The organism is Testudinibacter sp. P17/SS/0325 (genome assembly GCF_053570765.1).
The window spans coordinates 1,006,488-1,030,099 of record NZ_CM131635.1 but is presented as its reverse complement, the minus strand read 5'-3'; the positions used below and the strand labels follow the sequence as shown (position 1 = coordinate 1,030,099).

Genomic DNA, 23,612 nt, shown 5'->3' with positions numbered 1-23,612 from the left:
TCACTTTTTTTCTGACAACGATGTTGAATAGTTTGATCCAGATAACATTTTTATTTTATTTTTTCTTCTACAATAACTGCGGATTTCAATTTTAAACTTAATAAACTTTATCGAGGTAATTATGTCAGTAGCAAACGAATTAGCAGTATTGGGTATCAACGGTGTCACCGAAGTGGTGTATAACCCAAGTTATGAATTTTTGTTTGAAGAAGAAACCAAAGCCGGTTTGCAAGGCTATGAAAAAGGCACATTGACCACCACCGGTGCGGTGGCGGTTGATACCGGGATTTTCACCGGCCGTTCGCCGAAAGACAAATATATCGTGTTGGACGACAAAACCAAAGATAGCGTGTGGTGGACCAGCGACAACGCCAAAAACGACAACAAACCGATGAGCCAAGACACTTGGACGAGCCTGAAAAAATTGGTTGCCGATCAGCTGTCCGGCAAACGTCTGTTTGTGATTGATGCGTTCTGCGGCACCAACCCGGACACTCGTTTAGCGGTGCGGATCGTGACCGAAGTGGCATGGCAGGCGCATTTCGTGAAAAATATGTTTATTCGCCCAAGCGAAGAAGAACTGAAAAATTTCAAACCGGATTTCACTGTGTTGAACGGCTCGAAAACCACCAATCCGAACTGGAAAGAACAAGGCTTGAACTCCGAAAACTTTGTGGCGTTTAACCTGACCGAAGGCGTGCAGTTGATCGGCGGTACTTGGTACGGCGGCGAAATGAAAAAAGGCATGTTCTCGATGATGAACTACTTCCTGCCGTTAAAAGGCGTGGCTTCCATGCACTGTTCCGCCAATGTGGGCGAAGACGGTGATGTCGCGGTGTTCTTCGGCTTGTCCGGCACCGGTAAAACCACCCTGTCCACCGATCCGAAACGCCGTTTAATCGGTGATGACGAGCACGGCTGGGACGATGAAGGCGTGTTCAACTACGAAGGCGGTTGCTATGCCAAAACCATCAACCTGTCGGAAGAAGCCGAGCCGGATATTTACCGTGCAATCAAACGTGATGCCTTGTTAGAAAACGTGGTGGTGTTGGCAGACGGCACAGTCGATTTCAACGACGGTTCGAAAACCGAAAACACCCGTGTTTCTTACCCGATTTATCATATCCAAAACATCGTTAAACCGGTTTCCAAAGCGGGACATGCGAAAAAAGTGATCTTCCTGACTGCGGATGCGTTCGGCGTGTTGCCGCCGGTTTCCAAACTGACTCCGGAGCAAACCCAATACTACTTCCTGTCCGGCTTCACCGCGAAATTGGCTGGTACAGAGCGCGGTATCACCGAACCGACGCCAACCTTCTCGGCTTGCTTCGGCGCGGCATTCTTGTCATTGCACCCGACCCAATATGCGGAAGTGCTGGTGAAACGCATGCAAGCCTCCGGCGCAGAAGCCTATTTGGTCAACACCGGCTGGAACGGTACCGGCAAACGGATTTCCATCAAAGATACCCGTGGTATCATTGACGCAATCTTAGACGGTTCGATTGAAAAAGCGGAAATGAAACAATTACCAATCTTCGATTTGGCGATTCCGACCGCACTTCCGGGCGTTGATCCTGCAATCTTGGATCCGCGCGATACCTATGCCGATAAAGCCCAATGGCAGGCGAAAGCGGAAGATTTGGCAGGACGTTTTGCCAAAAACTTCGACAAATATACCGATAACGACGAAGGCAAAGCCTTGGTTGCGGCAGGTCCGAAAGCGTAATCTGTTGATTTAAAATAATAACCGCACTTTGTATCTTGTATGCAAAGTGCGGTTTTTTATTGGGAGCAATTCGTTACGCTGTGATTACTTCACGCTATTTGGAATTAAGGTTTCCGCCCCGGATAATTTTTTCGAAATATCCGCCGGCACGCCGTGACGTTGCCCTAAAAATTCCGCTTTGTTCAACGAGACAAAAACCTTACCGGCTTGATCTTCCCAAACCAAGGCTTTCAGTGGTAGATCAATTGCCAAGGTTGGCGATTGAATCATCAACGGCGTACCGGCTTTCGGGGTGCCGAATAAAATCACCGTTGCCGCCGGCATGGTTAAATCGTGATCTTTTGCCGCTTTTTGATGGTCAATGACACCGAAAATCGTCATGCCTTTGTCGGTGACCGCTTTTTCAATTAACTGCACCGTTTTTGGCGCGTCATATTGACTGGCAACCGTTAACAAACCGTTATCCGCCAATTCGGCTTGTGCCAACACCGGCAACATTGCCGTAGCCAAAGCGAGTGTTTTTTTCAATTTCATTGTGTTCTCCTTTAAAACAGATCATAGAATTTCAGCATAAGCCTAATAACTGCCGCACACTTGTGATAAAAAACCAATAATTTAAGATTTGATCTCAATTTAAGCGCGAATAATTCGCAATAACACGGATAGCGTCTTGCGTTAAATCGGTATAAAATACCCCGAAACCGCACTTGATAACCGTTTTGACAACACTGTGAGAGCCAAATATGATTGCACATTGCCAATATCCGCGCCTGACCGATAGCAACCCGAAGATAATTTGTCCGCTAAACCAATTTCGACTCCTGGAAGTGAACGGTGAGGATAGCGAAACATTCCTGCAAGGGCAATTAACCACCGATGTCAGCAAACTGGCGATCGGGCATTCAACCTTAACCGCCCATTGTGATCCGAAAGGCAAAGTGTGGTCGGTTTTCCGTCTGCTGCGTTTAAGTCAAACCCAATTCTATTTTATTATCCGCAAGGCGTTGTTACCGATTGCATTGGAGCAACTGAAAAAATATGCCGTGTTCTCCAACGTCAGTTTTAGTGAAGTCAATGACCGCACTTTACTGGGTTTTGCCGGGGTGCAGGCGGCCGAAGCACTATCCACTTTCGGCTCGCCATTACCCAATGCAGAGAATCCGCTGCTTGAACAAAATGGCGAACTTCTGGTTTATATCGAACGTGCGCAACCACGTTGGCTGTTGATTAGCCGGCAAAACCCGAGCATTACCCTTACCGAAACCGAAAATGCGTGGGATTTGCTCGATATTCAAGACGGCGTGCCGGTGTTGAGCGCAGAAACACAAAATCAATTTATTCCGCAAGCCCTTAATTTGCAGCTGCTGGAACAAACCGTTTCCTTCCATAAAGGCTGTTATATCGGACAAGAAACCATCGCCCGCGCCAAATACCGTGGCGCAAACAAACGCGCCTTGTTTACCTTGGTCGGACAAGCCGATGGCAAGCCTTCGTTAGGTGAGGGAATCGAAGTGCGGTTAGAAAACAACTGGCGCAAAACCGGCGCAGTGGTGAATTTCGTTGAACATAATAAGGTATTGTGGTTACAAGTGGTGCTGGCAAATGACAGCGAATCCCATCAACAATTCCGTTTACGCGAAGCAAACGCACAGCCGTTGTGTTTGTATCCGTTGCCTTATGCTTTAGAAGAAACGGAAAGCTAGGTCAACCATACGCTATAAACAAAACGCCCTCAATTGATCTGCACCCCAAAAGTTGGACTCCAAAACCAACTGACTAAGGTGCAGATTTTTATGACTAAATATACCCAAGCGTTTTAGTAATTACAACGTATCGGCAAACTGTTTTAAATACCGTTTAAATTCGTTTGCCAATTTCGGATGTTGCGTGCCGTATTCCACAATCGCTTGCAGATAGCCCAGTTTATCGCCGCAGTCGAAACTTTTACCGCTCATATGGAAGGCTTCTACCGTTTCTTGTGCGATTAACATATCAATCGCATCGGTCAGTTGAATTTCATCACCGACGCCGACCGGGGTTTTTGCCAATAAACTCCAAATAGAAGCAGAAAAAACATAGCGTCCGACCACCGATAAATTTGATGGCGCCTCTGTAATGCTCGGTTTCTCCACGATATTGTTGATGACCGCACTTGCGCCGCCACTCAGTTCAACGCCATTACAATCGACAATGCCGTAGTTACTCACCTCTTGCGGCGCAACCGGTGCGACCATAATTTGGCTGGTTTGGGTTTCAGCAAAGCGTTTCAGCATTGCCGCCAAGTTTTCGGTTTTTTGATCGGCACTGAATTCCGCCAGAATCACATCCGGCAGCACCACTACAAATGGCTCATCGCCAACCAAAGGCTTAGCACACAATACTGCGTGTCCTAAACCCTTTGCGTGCCCCTGACGCACGTGCATAATCGTCACACCGGGCGGAATAATCGAACGCACTTCTTCCAGCAACTGACGCTTCACCCGTTTTTCCAACATCGACTCCAGTTCATAAGAAGTATCAAAATGGTTTTCGATCGAGTTTTTCGACGAATGGGTCACTAGCACGATCTCTTTAATCCCGGCATGAACACATTCGCTGACCACATATTGAATCAACGGTTTATCAACGATGGTCAACATCTCTTTCGGAATGGCCTTGGTGGCAGGCAGCATACGCGTGCCTAATCCGGCTACGGGGATAATCGCTTTCATGGAAAGTCCTTTCATTTATTATTTGCAGATAGAAAAACACCGTTTTGGTATTCTTCAAAACGGTGTTTATTGTAGCGGAAAACTAGGCGCGAAGTAAGGCTAAGATCTCGGCGGTTTTCTCTTCCATTAACGCTTTATCGCCGCGGGTTTCCAGATTTAGCCGCACCACCGGTTCGGTATTCGAACTGCGCAGATTGAAACGCCAAGTTGGGTATTCAATGCTGATACCGTCCATTTCATCCACTGCAAGCGCGTCTTTCTCATAGAATGCGCGCACACGCGCAATTGCCGCCGGCGCATCCGTCAGTTTGCTGTTGATTTCGCCCGGAGACGGATAGGCATTCAGACGGTCGCCGACCAGCTGTCCTAAGCTCTTGCCGGTGGTACAGAGTAATTCTGCCGCCAACAACCACGGAATCATACCGCTGTCACAGTAGAAGAAATCACGGAAATAGTGGTGTGCACTCATTTCGCCGCCATAGATCGCGTCCACCGCACGCATTTTTTCTTTGATAAACGAGTGTCCGGACTTGGATACGACCGCTTCGCCGCCCATGTCTTCGACTAATTCAACCGTATTCCACATTAAACGCGGATCCAGAATAATTTTCGCCCCCGGATTTTTGGCTAAGAACGCTTGTCCCAACAAACCGACGATATAGTAACCTTCGATAAAGGTGGCGTTTTCATCAAACAGGAAGCAGCGGTCGAAGTCGCCGTCAAAGGCAATCCCCATATCCGCTTTGTTCGCCAACACCGCATCAATGGTATCTTGGCGGTTTTCATGCAAAATCGGGTTAGGGATACCGTGCGGGAAGCTGCCGTCCGGCTCGTTATGCACTTTGATAAAGCTGACTAGCGGCGCTTTCTCTTTAAAGCGCGCTTCCAATTCGTCAATCACATGCCCTGCTGCGCCGTTACCGGAATTGATGACCAATTTTAACGGTTTGTTGAAGTTGTCCAGATTCACGTAGGTTAATAAGTGATCGACATACTCTTTCAACACCGAAAGCTGTTTATACTCGCCGCGTTGAGCCACTTCCGGGAAATTGTTTTCTTCTGCCAAGCGTTGGATGTCACCTAAACCGCTGTCAGAACTAATCGGACGCGAACCGGCTTTCACAAATTTCAAACCGTTATAATCCATCGGATTATGGCTGGCGGTGACTTCGATTCCGCCATCGGTGTTCAAGTATGAGGTCGCGAAATAGACTTCTTCGGTTCCGGTCAAGCCCAAATCGATCACATCAACGCCGGAATCTAACAAACCGTTAGTCAGCGCGCTTTTCAGTTCTTTGCTGCTTAAACGCACATCACCACCGACCACGACGCGCTTCGGTTGCAGAAATTGCCCAAATGCACGTCCGATACGATAAGCGATATCGGCATTTAATTCGTCACCCAAACGACCACGCACATCATAAGCTTTAAAACAGGTTAATTTTGCCATTGATATAACTCCCTATTATTAATCAACTTTTTCTTCTACAACATCTTCTTTTAGACGCTGATAGATCTCTTCCCGATGTACTGAGACATCTTTTGGAGCGTCAACTCCAATTTTGACCTGATTACCACGAACACTGAGAACAGAGATCGAGATGTCTTCCCCGATTAACAGACTTTCACCGATTTTCCTTGTCAGAATCAGCATGTCCCACCTCCTACAGAATAGCTTGGCTCAGTCACTATAAAATATTTATTTTTGAAAAATAACATATATTGATAATACTTTATTTTATTAAAAAAAGTGACTGGAAAAACCGGAAAATGTGCGGTAGCACACAAAATAAAACAGGGCAAGCGCCCCGCTTCAGATTGCTGACAAACTTACTTCTCTCCCTCCGCGTGCGGAGGGAGTACCATTTTTCGTAAGAAAAATGGGGAGGGAGGGGTAATATGAAAATGCAACATATTCATTTTTAAAATGATTTATGCCTCCCTCCGTCCTTCGGACACCTCCCTCCGCATACGGAGGGAGGGAAATGATTAGAGAAAGAGACTTTGTCATCCGCTTGAAACAGAGCAAGTGCTCCGTTTTTAAGATTATTGGAAATTATAACTGATTTTCTAAGCTGGTTTTTGCCGCGGCCAACGCAATTGCCACATTCTCAACTTGGGAACCGCCGGCCATTGCCAAATCAGGGCGACCACCGCCTTTGCCGCCGACTTGCTGCGCCATGAGATTGACCAGTTCGCCGGCCTTAACTTTGGCGGTTAAATCCGCGGTTACGCCGACAATCAGATTGACTTTGCCGTCCGCTACCGAAGCAAAAGCAATAACGGCCGAACCCAGTTGGTTTTTCAGGTCATCGACCATGACGCGTAACGATTTTGCTTCTACGCCGTCCAACCGTTGTAATAACACGTGCACACCGTTGATGGTTTCAACCTGTTTCGCCAAATCACTCCCCGCTTGTTGCGCCGCTTTTTCTTTGAGCAGTTGCAGCTCTTTTTCCGCCAGTTTATTGCGTGCTTGCAGTTGTTGGATTTTTTCCACCAAGCTACTGCCATCGGTTTTCAACAGCTCTGCACTTTGTTGCAACACCGCTTGCTGCTGGTGCAGCCAGTTAATCGCATTCGCGCCGGTGAGCGCTTCAATCCGACGAATCCCTGCCGCAATCGCGCCTTCGGACACGATTTTAAACAAACCGATGTCGCCGGTGCGTTTAGCGTGGATCCCGCCGCACAGTTCGGTGGAGAACTCGCCCATCGACAACACCCGCACTTGTTCGCTGTATTTTTCACCGAACAACGCCATCGCCCCTTTGGCTTTCGCCGCCTCTAAATCCATAATTTCGGTGATGACCGGATAGTTGGCGCGGATATGCTGATTGACCACATCTTCAATTTGATTGAGCTGTGCTTTGCTGATCGCTTCCGACTGTGCGAAGTCGAAACGTAAAATGCTGTCGGATACCAACGAACCTTTTTGACTGACGTGCGTGCCTAAAATTTGGCGCAATGCCGCATGCAATAAATGTGTTGCCGAGTGGTTCAGTGCGGTTTTATCGCGACGCGCGCTATCAACCACCGCATTCAGGCTCTGTCCGACTTTCAACTCGCCCTGTTGTAATTCACCGATATGCCCGAACACTTTGCCGTATTTTTGCGTATCTTTAACTGTAAAAACCGCACTTTGGCTTTCTAAACGCCCGCTGTCGCCGATTTGTCCCCCCGATTCGCCGTAGAACGGGGTGTTTTCCAGTACCACCACCGCACTTTGCCCGGCTTGAATGGAATCCACCGCTTTGCCGTCACGGAAAAGTGCGGTCACTTTCGCCAAACTCTCGGCGGCAGTGTAGCCTTCAAAGGCGGTTTCTCCTTCAACGGTAATCACATTGCTATAATCGACGCCGAAATTGCTTGCCGCTTGCGCTTGCTGGCGTTGCGCTTCCATCGCACGATCAAAACCGGCTTGGTCAATGGCGATCCCTTTTTCGCGGCAAATGTCGGCGGTTAAATCGTACGGGAAGCCGTAAGTGTCGTACAGTTTGAATACCACTTCGCCCAATAACATATTGTTTTCTACTTTGCTTAAGGCTTCGTCTAATAAGATTAAACCGCGCTCAAGGGTGCGCGCAAACTGCTCTTCTTCTTGACGCAGCCATTTTTCAATTTGCGCTTGCCGGGCTTTTAATTCCGTACCCGCTTCCGCCATCACCTCAATCAAGGTCGGCACTAATTGATAGAAAAACGCGCCTTTTGCGCCCAATAAATGCCCGTGACGCACCGCGCGGCGGATAATGCGACGCAGCACATAACCGCGCCCTTCGTTGGACGGGATCACGCCGTCGGCGATCAAATAAGCGCAAGAGCGGATATGATCGGCAATCACATTCAGCGATTTGCTTTTCAAATCGACCGCGCCGATAATTTCCGCCGCTTTGCTGACTAAACGGCGGAAAATATCAATCTCGTAGTTGGAATTGACATGTTGCAACACCGCACTGATCCGTTCCAAGCCCATGCCGGTATCGACCGACGGCTTCGGCAACGGCAACATTTCGCCGTTTGCTTGGCGGTTATATTGCATAAATACCACGTTCCAAATTTCGATGTAACGGTCGCCGTCTTCTTCCGCCGACCCCGGAGGCCCGCCCCAAATGTGATCGCCGTGATCATAGAAAATTTCGGTACAAGGGCCGCACGGGCCGGTGTCGCCCATTTGCCAGAAGTTATCCGAGGCATACGGCGCGCCTTTGTTGTCGCCGATACGCACGATCCGCTCCGCCGGCACACCGACAATTTGGTTCCAAATATCGTAGGCTTCTTGATCGCTTTCATACACCGTGACCCACAATTTTTCTTTCGGCAGGTTCAACCATTGTGCCGAGGTCAAAAATTCCCATGCGAATTGGATTGCATCATGTTTGAAATAATCGCCGAAGCTGAAGTTGCCCAGCATTTCAAAGAAGGTGTGATGGCGTGCGGTGTAGCCGACGTTTTCCAAATCGTTGTGTTTCCCACCGGCACGCACACAGCGTTGGGAACTGGTGGCACGTTTATAGCTGCGTTGATCTTGTCCTAAAAAGACGTCTTTAAACTGGTTCATGCCTGCGTTGGTGAACAGCAGGGTCGGATCGTTTTCCGGCACCAGCGAACTGCTGGCGACGATTTGGTGTCCTTTGGTTTCAAAAAAACGCAAAAAATCGCGTCTGATGTCTGCGGTGGTTTTCATGCTTGTTTAATCCTATGCGATAACAACTTGTTATTGATAAAAGTGTTCTATTTTCGCATAAAAAATAGGCGTGGGGAATGGCTTTATGCGGGGGTCGGTGCGGTTGTCGGCAAATTATGCCGTTCATTAGGCAGACAAAACCGCACTTTGCCCGTTTTTTGACAAAGTGCGGTCAGCAATCAAATATTATTCTTCATCTTTCAGCGGCACAACCAACATATCAATGGTGATTGAATTCATTACTTGCCGTGTCGATGAAATCAGCTTACTCCAGAAATCCTGATGGTGCCCTGTCACCAACAGATCTGCCTTGTATTTGCTAATCGCTTCTTTCAGTACCTGCTCTAAATCGCCGGTACCGCTCAGTTTTTCCGAAATCGGATAATCTACGGAAGCAGCCAGTTTGTTTAAGGCTTCTTGAGTTTCCACCGAGATTCGATCCTGCATCGTTGCCATGTTGATATCAATCAGCCCGGTATAAAGATCGGAAAAATTAACATCGACATGGATCAGCGACAGTTTTGCCTGATGTCGCTTGGCAATATCCACCGCTTTATTCAACAGAACCGGGCTGTCTTCGGACAAATCTACGGCTACCAAAATGTGATTGTACATAATCGCCTCCTATATTACTTATCAGATAAGTAAATATTTCATATCAACAATACACCTAACGCTGACTGAATAATAGCACTATGCAATACAAAAGAGCTTGTGCCAGATCACAAATTATTATTTTGCTTATTAAAAAATTTAGCAGATAAACAATCCGGGCCGGCATTGCCGCGATATTATGACTTGACCTTTAAAAGCGTAGGGCGTAAGATTCGCACGATTTAATAATATGAGGACACACACTTTGGACAGTCATAGTCGATGCCGGCTTAATTCTTACGCTTGATACCTGCCCTCATTTTCTCAGACTTGCCGGTGCACGTATCGCGGACAAGTATGAAACTTTCTGCTTTTCCTATTGCGGTTAATTACCGGAATCTTAATTTGTTCATTGCGTGTTCATAAACCCATCGGGAGTATGAAATATGATTGGTGCTTTTGCATTGGACAACGCCCGTCTGGTTCGGATTGACGAAACCAGCCAAAATTTAGACTCTGCCATTTGGATCGATCTGATTGATCCCAGCAGCGAAGAACGCGACGTGTTGCAACAAGGGCTGGGACAAAGCCTTGCCAGTTATCTGGAATTAGAAGATTTGGAAGCGTCGGCGCGTTTCTTCGAAGACGAAGACGGGCTGCACTTACACTCTTTCTTCTATTGTGAAGACGAAGACGATTACGCCGCGATTTCGACCGTGGCGTTCACCCTGCGCGACGGCCGCTTGTTTACCTTGCGCGATCGCGAACTGCCGGCGTTTCGTTTATACCGCATGCGTTCGCGCATTCAGAAATTGGAAGCCTGTAATGCCTACGAATTGCTGCTGGATCTGTTCGAAACCAAAATCGAACAGCTCGCCGATGTCATCGAAACCATTTACGCCGATTTGGAACAGTTAAGCCGCGTGATTTTGGAAGGCAAACAGGGCGAAGCCTTTGACAAAGCCCTTTCCACCCTGACAGAGCAAGAAGATGCCAGCTCGAAAGTGCGGTTATGCTTAATGGATACCCAGCGTGCGTTAAGCTTTTTGGTGCGCAAAACCCGCTTGCCGGCAACCCAATTGGAGCAAGCGCGCGAAGTGCTGCGCGATATCGAATCCTTGCAACCGCACAACGAATCGTTGTTCCAAAAAGTCAACTTCTTAATGCAGGCGGCAATGGGTTTTATCAATATCGAGCAGAACCGGATTATCAAAATCTTCTCGGTGGTGTCGGTGATTTTCCTACCGCCGACGCTGGTCGCCTCCAACTACGGCATGAACTTTAAAGAGATGCCGGAACTGGGCTTCACTTTCGGCTATCCGATGGCGCTCGGCTTAATGCTGCTCGCCGCACTTGCGCCTTATTTCTATTTTAAACGCAAAGGCTGGTTGTAATTTCATCGGCAATTTAAACTAAACGGAAACCGTACTGCAAAGTGCGGTTTTTGCGTTTATTGCGCCACGAAATAGGCATGGTAGACAAACTTGTTGTTCTTGGGATTGAAATCAAGGAAATCGAAGACAGATGGCGGTGAGAGAGGGATTCGAACCCTCGATGCACTTTCGTGCATACACACTTTCCAGGCGTGCTCCTTCAGCCTCTCGGACATCTCACCGTGATGATATTTGCTGCTGATAGGGCGCAAACTATAGGGATTTATCAGCTTTTCGTCAAGTATTTTTTCGGAAAAGCCGCACCGTTCGCTGATTAATACCGCACTTTGCCCGATTTTTAGCGTCCGCCGGCAATCATCAGTATTTCATGGCGGCTTTCCGCCTATGCTCAACACGCCATCAGCTCATCTAATTGTTGTGCCGCCAAGGCGTCATTGTCGGTGTCGATCCAAGCAATCTGACGAAATCCTTGTGCCGCTAGCCGCTGCCCGAGAACATGCGTGTCCTCTGTTGAAAAACCGCTGATAAACAAGCTCAAGTGCGGTTTCTCTGCCTGCGCTGTTAACTGCTGTAAATAAATACGCCAGTGGCTGCCCGCTTGCAAATCGGGCGGACACAATCCCCATGCCAGATAATCCGCCATACGCGTTTGGATAATGCATTCCGCCATATTATGCTGTGTGAGCGTTTGTCGGATCAGCTCCGTATTTGCCCATTGCCGTCGCGTCCGCTGCCGAAAATGCCACAGGCAAGCGGTCAACGCGGGCTGCCGTGCGGCAGTTTGTGTGGTTATCATCAACAATCGACTCATCATTTTCCTTTACTTTGATTGAATATCCGCCTAAATCCCGATATTCTTGCCGTTAACTATTTTGTTTGTTTCTTCTCAGGAAATCAATTCATGGACACCTTAACCAGTATGAATGTTTTTCGCCAAGTGGTCGAACTGGGTAATTTCAGTAAAGCCGCCGATTATCTGAATATTTCGCCGGCAATGGCGAGCAAACACTTACGCCATCTGGAAAGTTGTCTGCAGGCCAAACTGCTCAACCGTTCCAGTCGGCATTTAAGTTTGACCGAAATCGGACAGAACTATTACCGCGAATGTTGCCATGCATTGGACATTCTGAATTCAGCCCGCCAAACCGCGCAGCAAGGGGTAGTGAATCCGCGCGGCACGCTGAAAATCACTTTGCCGATTTGGTTGGCAACCCCTTACTTTGCCGATTTGTTACAACAATATCGGCAACAATACCCTGAAGTCAAACTGTCGCTGTTTTTGGATAACCAACATAACGATTTGATTGCCCAAGGCTTTGATTTGGCGCTGCGGGTGGATCGCAGCCTTGATCCGAATATTATCGTCAAACCCCTGAGCGATATTCATTTTTACTGGGTTGCCGCACCGCACTTTATCCAACGTTATGCCGAAATCCGTTACGACAATTTACTCGACTATCCGGCGGTCACGCCCAATTACACCAGCTTCGAATATCCGGTCAACAGTATCGCCGACAGCAACAACACCTTAATGTTAAAAGAATTGGTTGTTGCCGGGCACGGTATCGGCAACCTGCCGGAGTGGGCGATACAGGCGGAATTGCAGGACGGGCGCTTGGTTCGGCTGTTTGATCGCGAACAGGTGAAAACCCTGAAACTGTACGCCGCTTATATGAACCGCGAACATTTAAGTGCTAAAATCCGTACGTTTATTGATTTTCTGGCGGAAAAATTAGCGGTTGAATAGTCGCCGCTTTTCAAGCGTGATCCGACAAACGCTCGCTCAGAAAATCCATCAGCAATTGCACCCGTTTCGGACGCAGCGGACTGGGGGGCGCAAGTAAATACAGCGAAAGCGGTTCGATTGTCCAGTCGTCTAATATCTGCTGCAATTGCCCTTGCCGTAACGCCGTACGCACCATAAACTCCGGCATAATCGCCACCCCTTGCCCCGCCAGCAATGCCGGCAAAAAGGCTTCGGCATTATTGGCTTGCAATGTCGGCTCAACCAGTTGGGTGAATTTGCCTTGCGTGGCATGATAAAAAGTCCAACTGCACACATTTTTCACATTGTTATAGACCAAAGTGCGGTGGGCCGGCAGATCCTTCGGATGGCGCAAGCTGCCATTGCGGGCAAAATATGCCGGGGCGCCGACCAACAAGCGCGCCACGCAACATAAACGCCGCGCACGATAGGACGAGTCATCCAGTTTGGCAATGCGTAGGGCAAAATCAAAGTGCGCTTCAATCAAATCTTGCTGTTCATCGGCAAAATGCAAATCCAGCTCAATTTCAGGATAACGCGCACTAAATTCCGCTAACAACGGCGCAACTTGCAATAAGCCAAACGACATCGGCAACGCAAACCGCACTTTGCCTTGTAATTGATTCACTTCCGCCCGTAACTGCGCTTCCAAGCCGATACCTTGCGCCAATAAGGCTTTCGCGTATTCCTGTACCGCCAAACCGCTTTCAGTCAAGGTCAGCTTACGTGAGGTCCGTTGCAATAGCGTGGTATTCATTCTGCTTTCCAAGCGTGAAATCGCTTTGGACACCGTGGCTTGCGAAAGCTGCAAGGCTTGCGCCGCAGCCGAAAACGAGCCGGTTTCGACTACCTTGGCAAAAATCGCCCACGCTTCAAAATCAGGTAATTGGTTCACATCCGCCTCTTAACACATAAAATATGGAATAAATGTTATTCGATCTATTCTATAGTATCGATAATATTTTTTCACTATACTGCGCCCGTCAACCGAAGATAAACAGGAGCGAATTATGATTGAACGCCGTCCGTATAACGCATTAGGTGCCGCCAACCACGGCTGGTTAGATGCCAAACACCATTTTTCCTTTGCCAATTATTATGACCGCAACCGAATGCACTGGGGCAATCTGCGGGTCTGGAATGATGACACCATCGCTGCACAAACCGGGTTTGATACCCATCCGCATAAAGAGATGGAGATCATTACTTATGTGCGCCAAGGGGCAATTTCGCACCGTGACAGTCTGGGCAATGACGGCAAAACGATTGCCGGGGATGTGCAAGTGATGTCTGCCGGCTCGGGGATTTATCATTCCGAATATAACCATGAAAATGAAGCTACTCAAATTTTCCAGATTTGGATTTTACCGACCATGGCAAGCGCAAAAGGCGCGCCGTCATGGGGCACGCGTCCGTTCCCGAAAACCGATCGTGCCGGTAAATTTGTGGTGCTTGCCAGCGGGATCGAGGGCGACGACGCCTTGCCGATTCGCACCAATGCGCGGGTGCTCGGTGCTACGATTAGCGCCGGCAACACGGTCGAATATCATTTCGCCGCTACACAACGTTACGGTTATCTGGTGCCGGCGCAAGGCACGGTGGAAATCAACGGCGTAAAAATTGAAAAAGGCGATGGTGCGGCGATTCATGGCGAAAGCGTGATTCGCGTAACCGCACTGACCAATGCGGAAGTGGTGTTGGTCGATACGCAGTAATCTCTTTCCTCCCTCCGCTGGCGGAGGGAGGAAAGAGAAGGTTGTCAAACGTCTAAAAAACCTCTCACGGTTTCAAGCCAAACGTATTAGTCCGCCTCTTTCTCAACCGCACTTTCCACCGAGCTGGAAATAGTCATCGACACTTCACTCGACAGCAACGCTTTCAGAATGGCGGCTAAGGCTTCGACTTTGCCGCTGTCGGCGTCGCCCTGCTCGCTAAAATACCCGTTTTCTTTCAAACTGGCGATAAAGGTGGAAAATACCGCTTTATCAAAAAATTCCGGCGCATTAATGCCATGCAGCACCGACAAGCGCTGCGCCACCGATTGGCTCTCTTTCTCCAAACTGCCGCGCGAAATCGTCGGATCCGCCTGTAGGAAATTCAGGGTGATATAATAACGCTGCACGATTTCACGAATACCGGAAGATAACAGCTGCAACGAACGGATATTGCGCTTATTGATTCCGACCATGTTATCGCGCAAATTGACTAATTCCTGACGTTGTAATTCCGTCAGAATCTGGCTCACCCACGGTTTAAGATCCTGCGGTTCAATATCCAAAAACAGTTCCGATTTCAGGAACGGATAAATTTTTTGTACGGCGTCCAACAACAGACTGTGTTGAATCGCCTCATGATGAATCACAATCGACGCCACCAGCGACGGCAGCACGAACAAATGCTGAATATTATTGCGATAGTAAGTCATCAACACTGCGGAAGAACGTTCCAAGCGGATGATTTCACCGAAACTGTCTTTTTCTTGAATAATCCCGACTTTATCCAAACTGAGCACATGCTCCAACATCGCTTCCGGCGACTCTTGCGGCACGATCACATCGCGGCTGTACACCACATTATTCAACAGTTGTTGATAAATCCCCAGTTGCGATAACAGCTGTTCGCGTGCCAGTGCCCGTTGGCGTGACGACAGCAACACCGTGCCGATCAGATTCATCGCATTAATCGCCGCCGCTTTATTGATGTTACGCATGACTTGCACCGCCAATTTATCCACTGCGCTGTTCAGCCACAGTTTGCTTTCCTCGCCCTCGGTATCTTTCCATTGCGGATAATGTTGGTTAAGGTAGGTATTCAGCGTGATCGGCTCACCGAAATTGACATAGCCCTTGCCCATATTGCGCAATTTTTTGATCACGCGCAGCACTAAGCCTGCGTTTTCTTTCTCTTTCGCCGCGCCGCGCAGCTCTTTGGCATAGGTATCGACTTCCAGCACGTGCTCATAGCCGATATATACCGGCACCAAACTAATCGGGCGGGTGTGCCCTTCTAACAACGCTTGCAGCGTCATCGACAACATCCCGGTTTTCGGTGCCAGCAAACGTCCGGTGCGCGAACGCCCGCCCTCGATAAAAAATTCTACCGCATAACCGCGGCGGAACAGTTCGGACAGATATTGACGGAACACGGTCGAATACAATCGATTACCGCTAAACGTGCGGCGGATAAAAAAAGCGCCCCAACGGCGGAACCAGCCGCCGACCGGCCAGAAATTCAGATTGATTCCGGCGGCAATATGCGGCGGCACCAATCCTTGATGATATAAAATATAGGAAAGCAGTAAGTAATCGATATGGCTGCGATGGCAAGGGATATAGACAATTTCATGCCCTTCAATCGCCAATTTACGCACCCGATCACCATTGCGCACATCAATCCCGCGATACAGTTTGTTCCATAACCAACGCAAAAAACGGTCTGCCAAGCGCAAACTTTCATGGTTCACATTGGCGGCAATTTCATTCAAAATCGCTTGCGCATTTTTAGTCGCTTTCGCCTGATCGATTTTTTTGCTTTTGGCTTCGTCGGCAATCGCTTCCTGTACCGCACTTGACTGCAAAATCTGGCGGAACATCGCTTGTCGGTTCGGCAAACGCGGACCGGTCGCCGAGGTGCGTTGTTTGGCAAAGTGAATCTTGCCCACGCGGGTTAATTTCAGCGCGATTTCATCATCGCTGCCTTTCAGGTTCGCCATATCGCGCAGCGACACCGCTTTGGAAAAACGCACGAAATTATCACGCCCGAACCACAACATCGCCCACAATTTTTGCAAGCGCCCTAAAAAGCGCAAGTGCGGTAATTTTTTTTCATGTCCCGGCGAGCGCCCCCACAACACCGACACCGGCACCAACTGCACATCCAATTCCGGATGGCTGCGATGTAGCTCAAAATATTTGGAAAACAGCGTGCGGGTGTTTTCGGTCAATTGGCGCGATTTAAAAAAGCGCCGTCCGCGATCCAAAAACACAAAACTCGGCAGGCTATCGCCGTTGATTTTATTTTCCAGCAACGGATCCGGCAGCCCCAATTGCAGACAGTGTTTACGCAGAATCAACAGATCCGTTTGCGAGGTATACGGCAATAAATATAAAAAACATTGCTGCTTATCCAAGCCCAACTCCCCAATCGGATCGTTCGGAATCGGATTGCTTTTCACGGAAAGCGACAGCATAAAATTCAACACCTTACGGTAAGCATTTAACAAAATTGACATTTTTATTCTTAATCCAAATTCAACAGCGGTTGTGTTCAGTTATTGTCATCCTAGTTTAGCAGATCAAAAATTTTAGCATAATTTCCGATAATCGCCTATTTCCGTGGGCAATTTCTGCCTGCCAAAATCAATTATTGATTGCAGATTATTTGGCACTGTATATAATAACAGGGTGACTGTATAAAAAAACAGGGAGTCTAGTATGAAGCCGAATAAAGCCCTCACCCCGCGCCAACAGAAAGTATTTGATTTTGTCCGTTCGCATTTGGAATCGACCGGCATGCCGCCGACCCGCGCCGAAATCGCCAAAGAGCTGGGCTTTCGCTCACCGAACGCCGCCGAAGAACATCTCAAAGCCCTTGCGCGTAAAGGGGCGATTGAGATTTTATCCGGCACTTCACGCGGTATCCGTCTATTGTTAAACGAAGAGCAAAGTACGGTCGAAGCCGACAATGACGAAGACGGTTTACCGTTAATCGGGCGCGTTGCCGCCGGTGCGCCGATTCTGGCGGAACAACATATTGAAGGCAGCTATAAAGTCGATGCCTCGATGTTTAAACCGCAAGCGCATTTTTTATTGAAAGTCTATGGTATGTCGATGAAAGATATTGGTATTCTTGACGGCGATATGCTGGCGGTGCACCGCACTAAGGATGTGCGCAACGGACAAGTGGTGGTGGCGCGGATTGAAGATGAAGTGACGGTCAAACGCTTGGAGAAAAAAGGCTCCACCGTTTATCTGCATGCGGAAAATGAAGCGTTCAAACCGATTGTGGTCGATCTCAAAACCGAATATATGGAAATCGAAGGCATTGCGGTCGGGATTATCCGCAACAATGCGTGGATGTAACACAAACCGCACTTTGCATTTTCCCATTATTGATTCAACCGTTAAAGGGCGTATGCAATACGCCCCGACGCCACTTCATCACATAACCTTATCGGCAGTTAAGTGAATAGCAATCAACTAATGCTAAATTTGATCGGCACCGTCACCGTTGCCGCCATGCCCGCCGGACGAGGCCCGACACTGCGCGCATTTTGCACCGCTTGAATCGCGGCTTGATCCAAATCCTCACTGCCGGACGATTTGGCTACTCTCGGATTTTGAATGCTACCGTCACCGTTTAAAGTGAAAGAAACCGTCACCACACCCTGCTTGCGCATCATTTTTGCCCGCTGCGGATAGCGTTTATTGCGTTCGATTTCGCGCCGCAATTGTGAACGGTAGGCATCTATCGCTTTGCCGCCGGCGCCCACCTGATTCGGGTTATTGCTGTTGACTGCCGCACCGCTGGCTTTGGAGTTGACCTGATGCGGGGAATCAACATCACGATCGCCCACCACCGCCTCTTTCGGCTTTTTACGCTCTTTCTTCACCACTTTTTCTTTCGGTTTTTCTTTTGGCTTAGGCTTCTCTTTCGGCTTTTCCTGCTCTTTCGGTTTTTCGATTTTTTTCGGTTCCGGTTTAATGGTCGGATCAGGGATTTCCTCTTTCGGCTCCGGAATCACCTCTTTCATCGGCTCCGGTTCGGGTTCCGGTTCAGCCTGCACCATTGCCATCATCATTTCGATTGAAATACTGGTATCGATTTCGGTAACCGCTTGTCCGTTGAGACTGTCATCCGCGAACGAACTGCGCACGGCAAGAACCAAAAGCGCAGCCAAGGCGCCGTGAAACAGCAGCGAAATTAAAAAACCAATCAGCGAACGATGTTTTTTCATGCTTATTCGCCTTGCGGTTTCAGCGTGACAATCGCCACGTTCTTGATTTCATATTTTGAAAAAATATCAGTAATATCAACAAATTGCTGAAACGCAGTTGCCGCATCGACTTTCAAGGTGACTTTCTGCGCTTTGTCCCAAGTGGCAATCTCTTCCGCCAATGCCTCTTTCGCAATCGGTTTGTCGTTATAATACAGTTCGCCGCTTTCGGTGACAGTCAGCAATTTAGCCAAATCATCGGCTTTCAGGGTGACGCTGCTGCTGGCTTTCGGCACGTTGACCTGAATTTTGCCTTGTGAAATAAAGGATGCCGTGACTAAAACAATCGCCAGCAACACCAACATAATATCCAAAAACGGGATGATATTGATCTCATCGAATTTCTTCACCGCACTTTACCTCTTTCCTTGCTTATTCGCTTATGCCTGCTGTTTTTGCTTTTCGTTAAAGGCAAACCATTTCATTTTGTTGACGTCCACTTTACGGTTCAAACCGTTATAAAACACCATCGACGGAATGGCGACCAAAATCCCGACGGCGGTGGCTTTCAACGCCAACGATAAGTTGACCATAATCGCCGCCGCATCAATATCACCGCCGGATTGCCCCATGGCATAAAAGGTCAGTAAAATCCCGATTACCGTGCCCAATAAACCGACATAGGGCGCATTGGAACCGATGGTCGAAATCGTGGTTAAATTGCGGGTCAGATCGATTTCCAAATCGTGGATCGTGCCATAGTGCTCGACGTTCACTTGACGAAAGAAAATCACCCGTTCAATCACCATCCACAACATGATAAAACTCATCAGCGCCAAAGTGCCTAAAATAATGTAATCGGTATAGTGCTCTAAAAATTCAAACAGCTGATCCATTGATAAATTCCTTGTTATTTTTGCTACAGAATAAAAAATACAAAGTACAAACCGCACTTTGTATTTTGTAATTGATAATCGATTTCATTATTGTAGCTTGTTTTGCTAGTAGGGTAAATTAGAATTTATACGAAATTCTTGCTTTATCGTTTCGTTCTCATTGTTTTACCCAAGGCTTAATTAAAATTGATAATTAATCCCCACACGGAAATCACGCCCAACCCCGGATAAGGTTTCGCCGCGTTGGCTATGCGGATAATAGAATTTATTAAATGCATTGTTTAATGACGCATTCACATTCAAATTATCATTGCTAAACGGTTTCCAGTTCACATAGAAATCATGCACGGTATAGCTGTCGCGTTTCACCGAAACATTGGTGCCGACCAAGGCATAGCCTTCTTCCCCTTCTACCGTACGGTTGCGCCAGCCCAGCTCTAAATCCGGGTTGTTAAAGCGATACGATAACGCGGCTGTCCAAGTGCGACCGGTTTGTACCGCAAATTCCGGAATTAAAGATGAATCATTTTTGGTATTATTTAAATAGAATCTTGGTTTGCTGTCTGAAACGCCAAAACGCGCAGTGAAGCCGTTATAACGGTAAGCGGCATTCAACTCATAACCGTGGTTTTTGGAGTAGCCGTCATTAATCGCTTCTCGTACACCAGCCGTATCATGTCTATTCTGTGGATTGACGATCACATCTTTTACTTTTTGCCAGAAATAGCTACCGTCAAGCGAGAAGCCGCCATTGTTGTAGTTAAAACCGATTTCGGTATTGCGCGCTTGCTCAGCCACCGTGCCATCGGCAATAGAGACAACTCCTCTCCGACCATGTGTCATCAACGCGTCATATAAACGCGGGCTACGCGAAGCATAGTTATGTGTAACGCTGAAACTTAGGCTGTCAATCGGTTGATAAATCACACCGAAGCTCGGATTCACACGACCGTCAGACACCTCTTTGCCGTCCATCGCTTTAACGTTGAAATAGTCGTAACGCACACCGGCAGTTAACGTGAAATCACCGACCGCACTAATCGCTTCCAAATAAGTGCCAATATCTTGTTTCTTCGGTTCATTCAATTTATGAGTGGTACTCAAGAAGGCATGCGGAGTAATTTTTTGATCACGATAATTGACACCGTATTTTAATAACAGGTTATCGCCAATCGGAGAATCAAAATTCACATTTGCGCCACGGGTATGAATCTTGGTGGTGGTTGGTCCCACAATGCCGCCACAGTAACCACAGCCGCTGTCATCCGCGGAATAACGTTTATTTTGCATCACATAAGCATTGGCGGTTAATTCGCTGACAAAGCCTAAATTTTTCGCGGTATATTCAAGATTGGTATTTCTTTGCGTAGTTTCACGGTAAGCCGGTGATTGACGGGCTAAAGTTAATCGACCACCGGTAACAGTAAACTCTTCACGCACCAAACGCTCGCCACGATGTTGATCTTGCAGATGACTTAACACCAAACGGTGATCACCGAAAGTCGCGCCTAATTTAATTAAGTAGTTGCGCTTATCCAAACCGCTGTACGGCACAGTTTTACCGCCATCGATATTGCGATAGCCTTTACCCGCTTTATAGTTGTCTTCATCAGTACGATTAAACGAGAACAATCCATCAAAGTTACCGGCTTTACCAAATAGCGCGCCACCATAAGAATGCCCGTCATTGCTGGAATAACCGCTATTTAATTTGAAACCGTAATCACGATCGCTGTTTTTTAACAGATCCAGTGCGTCCACGGTTTTGGCGATAATTGCGCCGTTGGTCGCGCCAATCCCTGCGCTTGCCGAACCGGCCCCTTTTTGCACCGAAACGTTTTTCAATAATGACGGATCGATAATAAAACGCCCTTGATGGTACAGAATTTGGCTGTCGGAATAAGCATTATCCACTTTAATATCAACCGAGTTCTGCCCCATCCCGCGAATGGTTAAGAATTGCGATGTGCCGTTGCCGCCGCCGAAATCAATCGCCGGCTCTTCCGCCAACAGACTGCGTAAATCCGTGGCGGTGCTTTCATCTTGCTCTTCCAAAGTCACAATATTGGTTTGAACCTTCGCACCTTGGCGATCAGATACCACGATTTCCTCTAACGCTTCACTTGGCGCCGCGGTATCGGCGAAGGTGGTGCTTGCTGCCAGTGTGCCCAGCACTATCAGGCTGATACGACTTAGATTAAACTTCCCAGACATTTTCATCATGTTCCTTAAACTATTAAATTACATCAAACGCAGAATAAAACCGTCTTCGCGCCTTTAGCGCAACTACAGCCGACATCTACAAAACTTAAGATAAAAAGGCATTCATTTAAACAATGAATAGGAATTATTATCACTATAATTAAGAACAAATCAACTATTTTGAGAATAATTATTATTAAAAATTAAAAAACCGCACTTGGATCGCATTTTCATGCTGCCAAGTGCGGTTTTAATGACAATTAACATTGATTTTATGAAGGTTATTCTGAGAACATCAGCATAAACAAACAATCATTTGATTTGCGGACTCGCGCCAAACCAGTTAACGAACTAAGATCGGATGAGTTAAGTTTTAATTTTCTCTGCCGTCGTGTCGCGGCGCACCACTTTCGCTTGCTTCACCATATTATCCGAGACTTCAAGGATCGTGATCAGCAAACCTTCGATTTCACACACCACGCCTTCCGCCGGAATTTCTTCCAAATGCTCTAAAATCAAGCCGTTAAAGGTGCGCGGGCCTTCGGTGCTGAGATTCCAACCGAATAATTTATTCAAGTCACGGATATTCGCCTGTCCGTCAATCAGCACCGAACCGTCGGATTGCTCGCTCACTTCCTCTTCGATCGACGGTGTCATGGACGTGGTGAATTCGCCGACGATTTCCTCAAGAATATCTTCCAGCGTCACCAAGCCTTTCAAATCGCCGTATTCGTCCACCACCAGCCCGATCCGCTCCTTGTTGGTTTTGAAATTCAATAGTTGGGTATTCAGCGGCGTGCCTTCCGGAATAAAATAGATTTCATCAGCGGCACGGACTAAGGTTTCTTTGTTGAATTCATTTTTATCCAACATCAAACGATACGCCTCGCGCACCCGCAACATGCCTAACACATTGGCATCCATATCGCCTTTGTACAACACCACCCGACTGTGTGCCGCATGGTTCAGCTGGCGCATAATCGCTTTCCAGTCATCGTCCAAATCAATGCCGCCGATGTCATTGCGCGGCACCATAATGTCGTCCACGGTAACCTGCTCTAAATCCAAAATAGAAAGTAACATCTCTTGGTGCGCCGACGGAATAAATTTGCCTGATTCGTGCACAATGCTGCGTAGCTCTTCCGGACTGATTGAATAGGCTTTGTGATCGATTTTAATCCGCAGTAGCTTCATAATCAGTTTGGCAAAAAAATTGATAAAATAAACCAATGGCGCCGACAATTTTAGCAACGGCGTCAAAATGTGACTGGTGGTGAAGCCGATTTTTTCCGGATAAATCGCTGCCACGGTTTTTGGTAGAATTTCAGAAAACACCAACATGAAAAACGTTAATGCGCCGGTGGCGATCGCCACCCCGGCATCACCGTATAAGCGCATGCCGATAATCGTGGCAATTGCCGAGGCGGCAATATTGACCATATTATTGAAAATCAGCACTAAGCCCAGCAGGGTATCGGTGCGTTTCAGCAGGTTTTCGGCTTTTTTCGCGCCGGTATGCCCTTGCCCGGCAAGGTAACGCATGCGATAGCGGTTGAGTGAAAGCAGGCCGGTTTCCGAGCCTGAAAAATAGGCGGAGCAAATCAGCAGTACGATTAAAACGATAAACAACGTACTAAGCGGGATACTGTCCAAAAAAATTTCCTTCCGTTAAGAAATCACCCTGCAAGTGCGGTCTAGACATGAATAT

Annotated in this window: 20 protein-coding genes and 1 tRNA gene; 6 read left to right on the top strand and 15 right to left on the bottom strand. The window is 47.7% G+C overall.

Translation table 11 applies throughout. From position 1 onward, the window contains the following. The first annotated feature begins 121 nt into the window (after positions 1-121). A complete protein-coding gene (gene pckA, locus ACWA50_RS04900; RefSeq protein ID WP_431054184.1) occupies positions 122-1,726 on the top strand; it encodes a phosphoenolpyruvate carboxykinase (ATP) in 1,605 nt (534 codons plus the stop codon). Positions 1,727-1,810: 84 nt separating this feature from the next. On the opposite strand, the gene ACWA50_RS04895 is transcribed toward pckA, so the two are convergent. Beyond that, the gene (locus ACWA50_RS04895; RefSeq protein WP_431054183.1) at positions 1,811-2,260 is read right to left on the bottom strand and encodes a DUF302 domain-containing protein; all 450 of its coding nucleotides are present in this window, start codon (positions 2,258-2,260) and stop codon (positions 1,811-1,813) included. A gap of 209 nt (positions 2,261-2,469) precedes the next feature. Here ACWA50_RS04895 and ygfZ point away from each other — a divergent pair, with 209 nt between their 5' ends. Continuing rightward, positions 2,470-3,429 carry a tRNA-modifying protein YgfZ gene (gene ygfZ, locus ACWA50_RS04890; RefSeq protein ID WP_431054182.1) on the top strand — a complete coding sequence of 320 codons (960 nt, stop codon included), beginning with the start codon at positions 2,470-2,472 and terminating at the stop codon, positions 3,427-3,429. A 120-nt stretch (positions 3,430-3,549) separates the two neighbouring features. Here the strand turns inward: ygfZ and galU are convergent, their stop codons facing one another. The 5 genes from galU to uspA all read right to left on the bottom strand — a co-directional run bounded on the left by galU (position 3,550) and on the right by uspA (position 9,733). Beyond that, the gene (galU, locus tag ACWA50_RS04885; RefSeq protein WP_431054181.1) at positions 3,550-4,437 is read right to left on the bottom strand and encodes a UTP--glucose-1-phosphate uridylyltransferase GalU; all 888 of its coding nucleotides are present in this window, start codon (positions 4,435-4,437) and stop codon (positions 3,550-3,552) included. A gap of 82 nt (positions 4,438-4,519) precedes the next feature. Further along, positions 4,520-5,887, bottom strand: a complete 1,368-nt coding sequence (locus tag ACWA50_RS04880; protein WP_431054180.1) for a phosphomannomutase CpsG — start codon at positions 5,885-5,887, stop codon at positions 4,520-4,522. 18 nt (positions 5,888-5,905) lie between these two features. Then, entirely contained in the window at positions 5,906-6,091 is a 186-nt protein-coding gene (gene csrA / locus ACWA50_RS04875; RefSeq protein ID WP_431054179.1) for a carbon storage regulator CsrA, read from the bottom strand. Between the two features lie 402 nt (positions 6,092-6,493). Continuing rightward, positions 6,494-9,118 carry an alanine--tRNA ligase gene (gene alaS, locus ACWA50_RS04870; RefSeq protein ID WP_431054178.1) on the bottom strand — a complete coding sequence of 875 codons (2,625 nt, stop codon included), beginning with the start codon at positions 9,116-9,118 and terminating at the stop codon, positions 6,494-6,496. Between the two features lie 186 nt (positions 9,119-9,304). After that, the gene (uspA, locus tag ACWA50_RS04865) at positions 9,305-9,733 is read right to left on the bottom strand and encodes a universal stress protein UspA (RefSeq protein WP_431054177.1); all 429 of its coding nucleotides are present in this window, start codon (positions 9,731-9,733) and stop codon (positions 9,305-9,307) included. 425 nt (positions 9,734-10,158) lie between these two features. Between uspA and corA the strand changes: the two genes are divergently transcribed. After that, the gene (gene corA, locus ACWA50_RS04860; protein WP_431054176.1) at positions 10,159-11,106 is read left to right on the top strand and encodes a magnesium/cobalt transporter CorA; all 948 of its coding nucleotides are present in this window, start codon (positions 10,159-10,161) and stop codon (positions 11,104-11,106) included. Positions 11,107-11,237: 131 nt separating this feature from the next. Here the strand turns inward: corA and ACWA50_RS04855 are convergent. Together ACWA50_RS04855 and ACWA50_RS04850 are read right to left on the bottom strand one after the other, a co-directional pair. Beyond that, a tRNA-Ser gene (locus ACWA50_RS04855) sits at positions 11,238-11,327 on the bottom strand. A gap of 167 nt (positions 11,328-11,494) precedes the next feature. Continuing rightward, positions 11,495-11,920 carry a hypothetical protein gene (locus tag ACWA50_RS04850; RefSeq protein ID WP_431054175.1) on the bottom strand — a complete coding sequence of 142 codons (426 nt, stop codon included), beginning with the start codon at positions 11,918-11,920 and terminating at the stop codon, positions 11,495-11,497. A gap of 87 nt (positions 11,921-12,007) precedes the next feature. Between ACWA50_RS04850 and ACWA50_RS04845 the strand changes: the two genes are divergently transcribed. Further along, positions 12,008-12,853: a LysR family transcriptional regulator gene (locus tag ACWA50_RS04845; RefSeq protein WP_431054174.1), complete on the top strand. Its 846-nt coding sequence runs from the start codon at positions 12,008-12,010 to the stop codon at positions 12,851-12,853. A 10-nt stretch (positions 12,854-12,863) separates the two neighbouring features. Here ACWA50_RS04845 and ACWA50_RS04840 read toward each other — a convergent pair whose 3' ends face one another. Beyond that, complete coding sequence (locus ACWA50_RS04840) at positions 12,864-13,766, bottom strand: LysR family transcriptional regulator (protein WP_431054173.1); 903 nt, start codon at positions 13,764-13,766, stop codon at positions 12,864-12,866. A 115-nt stretch (positions 13,767-13,881) separates the two neighbouring features. On the opposite strand from ACWA50_RS04840, the gene ACWA50_RS04835 reads away from it, so the two are divergent. Further along, complete coding sequence (locus ACWA50_RS04835; RefSeq protein WP_431054172.1) at positions 13,882-14,586, top strand: pirin family protein; 705 nt, start codon at positions 13,882-13,884, stop codon at positions 14,584-14,586. A gap of 86 nt (positions 14,587-14,672) precedes the next feature. On the opposite strand, the gene plsB is transcribed toward ACWA50_RS04835, so the two are convergent. Then, positions 14,673-17,102 carry a glycerol-3-phosphate 1-O-acyltransferase PlsB gene (plsB, locus tag ACWA50_RS04830; protein ID WP_431054171.1) on the bottom strand — a complete coding sequence of 810 codons (2,430 nt, stop codon included), beginning with the start codon at positions 17,100-17,102 and terminating at the stop codon, positions 14,673-14,675. A 202-nt stretch (positions 17,103-17,304) separates the two neighbouring features. Between plsB and lexA the strand changes: the two genes are divergently transcribed. After that, positions 17,305-17,952 carry a transcriptional repressor LexA gene (lexA, locus tag ACWA50_RS04825; protein ID WP_431054170.1) on the top strand — a complete coding sequence of 216 codons (648 nt, stop codon included), beginning with the start codon at positions 17,305-17,307 and terminating at the stop codon, positions 17,950-17,952. A gap of 113 nt (positions 17,953-18,065) precedes the next feature. On the opposite strand, the gene ACWA50_RS04820 is transcribed toward lexA, so the two are convergent. The 5 genes from ACWA50_RS04820 to ACWA50_RS04800 form a co-directional block, all read right to left on the bottom strand. After that, positions 18,066-18,827 (bottom strand): energy transducer TonB, encoded by a 762-nt coding sequence (locus ACWA50_RS04820; RefSeq protein ID WP_431054169.1) that lies wholly within the window; start codon positions 18,825-18,827, stop codon positions 18,066-18,068. A 2-nt stretch (positions 18,828-18,829) separates the two neighbouring features. Beyond that, complete coding sequence (exbD, locus tag ACWA50_RS04815) at positions 18,830-19,216, bottom strand: TonB system transport protein ExbD (RefSeq protein WP_431054168.1); 387 nt, start codon at positions 19,214-19,216, stop codon at positions 18,830-18,832. Between the two features lie 30 nt (positions 19,217-19,246). Further along, positions 19,247-19,702 carry a TonB-system energizer ExbB gene (gene exbB, locus ACWA50_RS04810; protein ID WP_431054167.1) on the bottom strand — a complete coding sequence of 152 codons (456 nt, stop codon included), beginning with the start codon at positions 19,700-19,702 and terminating at the stop codon, positions 19,247-19,249. 180 nt (positions 19,703-19,882) lie between these two features. Continuing rightward, positions 19,883-21,916, bottom strand: coding sequence for a TonB-dependent siderophore receptor (locus tag ACWA50_RS04805; RefSeq protein WP_431054166.1), 2,034 nt, complete (start codon positions 21,914-21,916; stop codon positions 19,883-19,885). Positions 21,917-22,270: 354 nt separating this feature from the next. After that, complete coding sequence (locus ACWA50_RS04800) at positions 22,271-23,557, bottom strand: HlyC/CorC family transporter (protein ID WP_431054165.1); 1,287 nt, start codon at positions 23,555-23,557, stop codon at positions 22,271-22,273. Positions 23,558-23,612: the final 55 nt, after the last annotated feature.

What these genes read in the sequence shown, in the direction of transcription:
- pckA (WP_431054184.1), top strand. Translation starts at nt 122, where the DNA reads ATGTCAGTAGCAAACGAATTAGCAGTATTGGGTATCAACGGTGTCACC.
- ACWA50_RS04895 (WP_431054183.1), bottom strand. Translation starts at nt 2,260, where the DNA reads ATGAAATTGAAAAAAACACTCGCTTTGGCTACGGCAATGTTGCCGGTG.
- ygfZ (WP_431054182.1), top strand. Translation starts at nt 2,470, where the DNA reads ATGATTGCACATTGCCAATATCCGCGCCTGACCGATAGCAACCCGAAG.
- galU (WP_431054181.1), bottom strand. Translation starts at nt 4,437, where the DNA reads ATGAAAGCGATTATCCCCGTAGCCGGATTAGGCACGCGTATGCTGCCT.
- ACWA50_RS04880 (WP_431054180.1), bottom strand. Translation starts at nt 5,887, where the DNA reads ATGGCAAAATTAACCTGTTTTAAAGCTTATGATGTGCGTGGTCGTTTG.
- csrA (WP_431054179.1), bottom strand. Translation starts at nt 6,091, where the DNA reads ATGCTGATTCTGACAAGGAAAATCGGTGAAAGTCTGTTAATCGGGGAA.
- alaS (WP_431054178.1), bottom strand. Translation starts at nt 9,118, where the DNA reads ATGAAAACCACCGCAGACATCAGACGCGATTTTTTGCGTTTTTTTGAA.
- uspA (WP_431054177.1), bottom strand. Translation starts at nt 9,733, where the DNA reads ATGTACAATCACATTTTGGTAGCCGTAGATTTGTCCGAAGACAGCCCG.
- corA (WP_431054176.1), top strand. Translation starts at nt 10,159, where the DNA reads ATGATTGGTGCTTTTGCATTGGACAACGCCCGTCTGGTTCGGATTGAC.
- ACWA50_RS04850 (WP_431054175.1), bottom strand. Translation starts at nt 11,920, where the DNA reads ATGATGAGTCGATTGTTGATGATAACCACACAAACTGCCGCACGGCAG.
- ACWA50_RS04845 (WP_431054174.1), top strand. Translation starts at nt 12,008, where the DNA reads ATGGACACCTTAACCAGTATGAATGTTTTTCGCCAAGTGGTCGAACTG.
- ACWA50_RS04835 (WP_431054172.1), top strand. Translation starts at nt 13,882, where the DNA reads ATGATTGAACGCCGTCCGTATAACGCATTAGGTGCCGCCAACCACGGC.
- plsB (WP_431054171.1), bottom strand. Translation starts at nt 17,102, where the DNA reads ATGTCAATTTTGTTAAATGCTTACCGTAAGGTGTTGAATTTTATGCTG.
- lexA (WP_431054170.1), top strand. Translation starts at nt 17,305, where the DNA reads ATGAAGCCGAATAAAGCCCTCACCCCGCGCCAACAGAAAGTATTTGAT.
- ACWA50_RS04820 (WP_431054169.1), bottom strand. Translation starts at nt 18,827, where the DNA reads ATGAAAAAACATCGTTCGCTGATTGGTTTTTTAATTTCGCTGCTGTTT.
- exbB (WP_431054167.1), bottom strand. Translation starts at nt 19,702, where the DNA reads ATGGATCAGCTGTTTGAATTTTTAGAGCACTATACCGATTACATTATT.
- ACWA50_RS04805 (WP_431054166.1), bottom strand. Translation starts at nt 21,916, where the DNA reads ATGTCTGGGAAGTTTAATCTAAGTCGTATCAGCCTGATAGTGCTGGGC.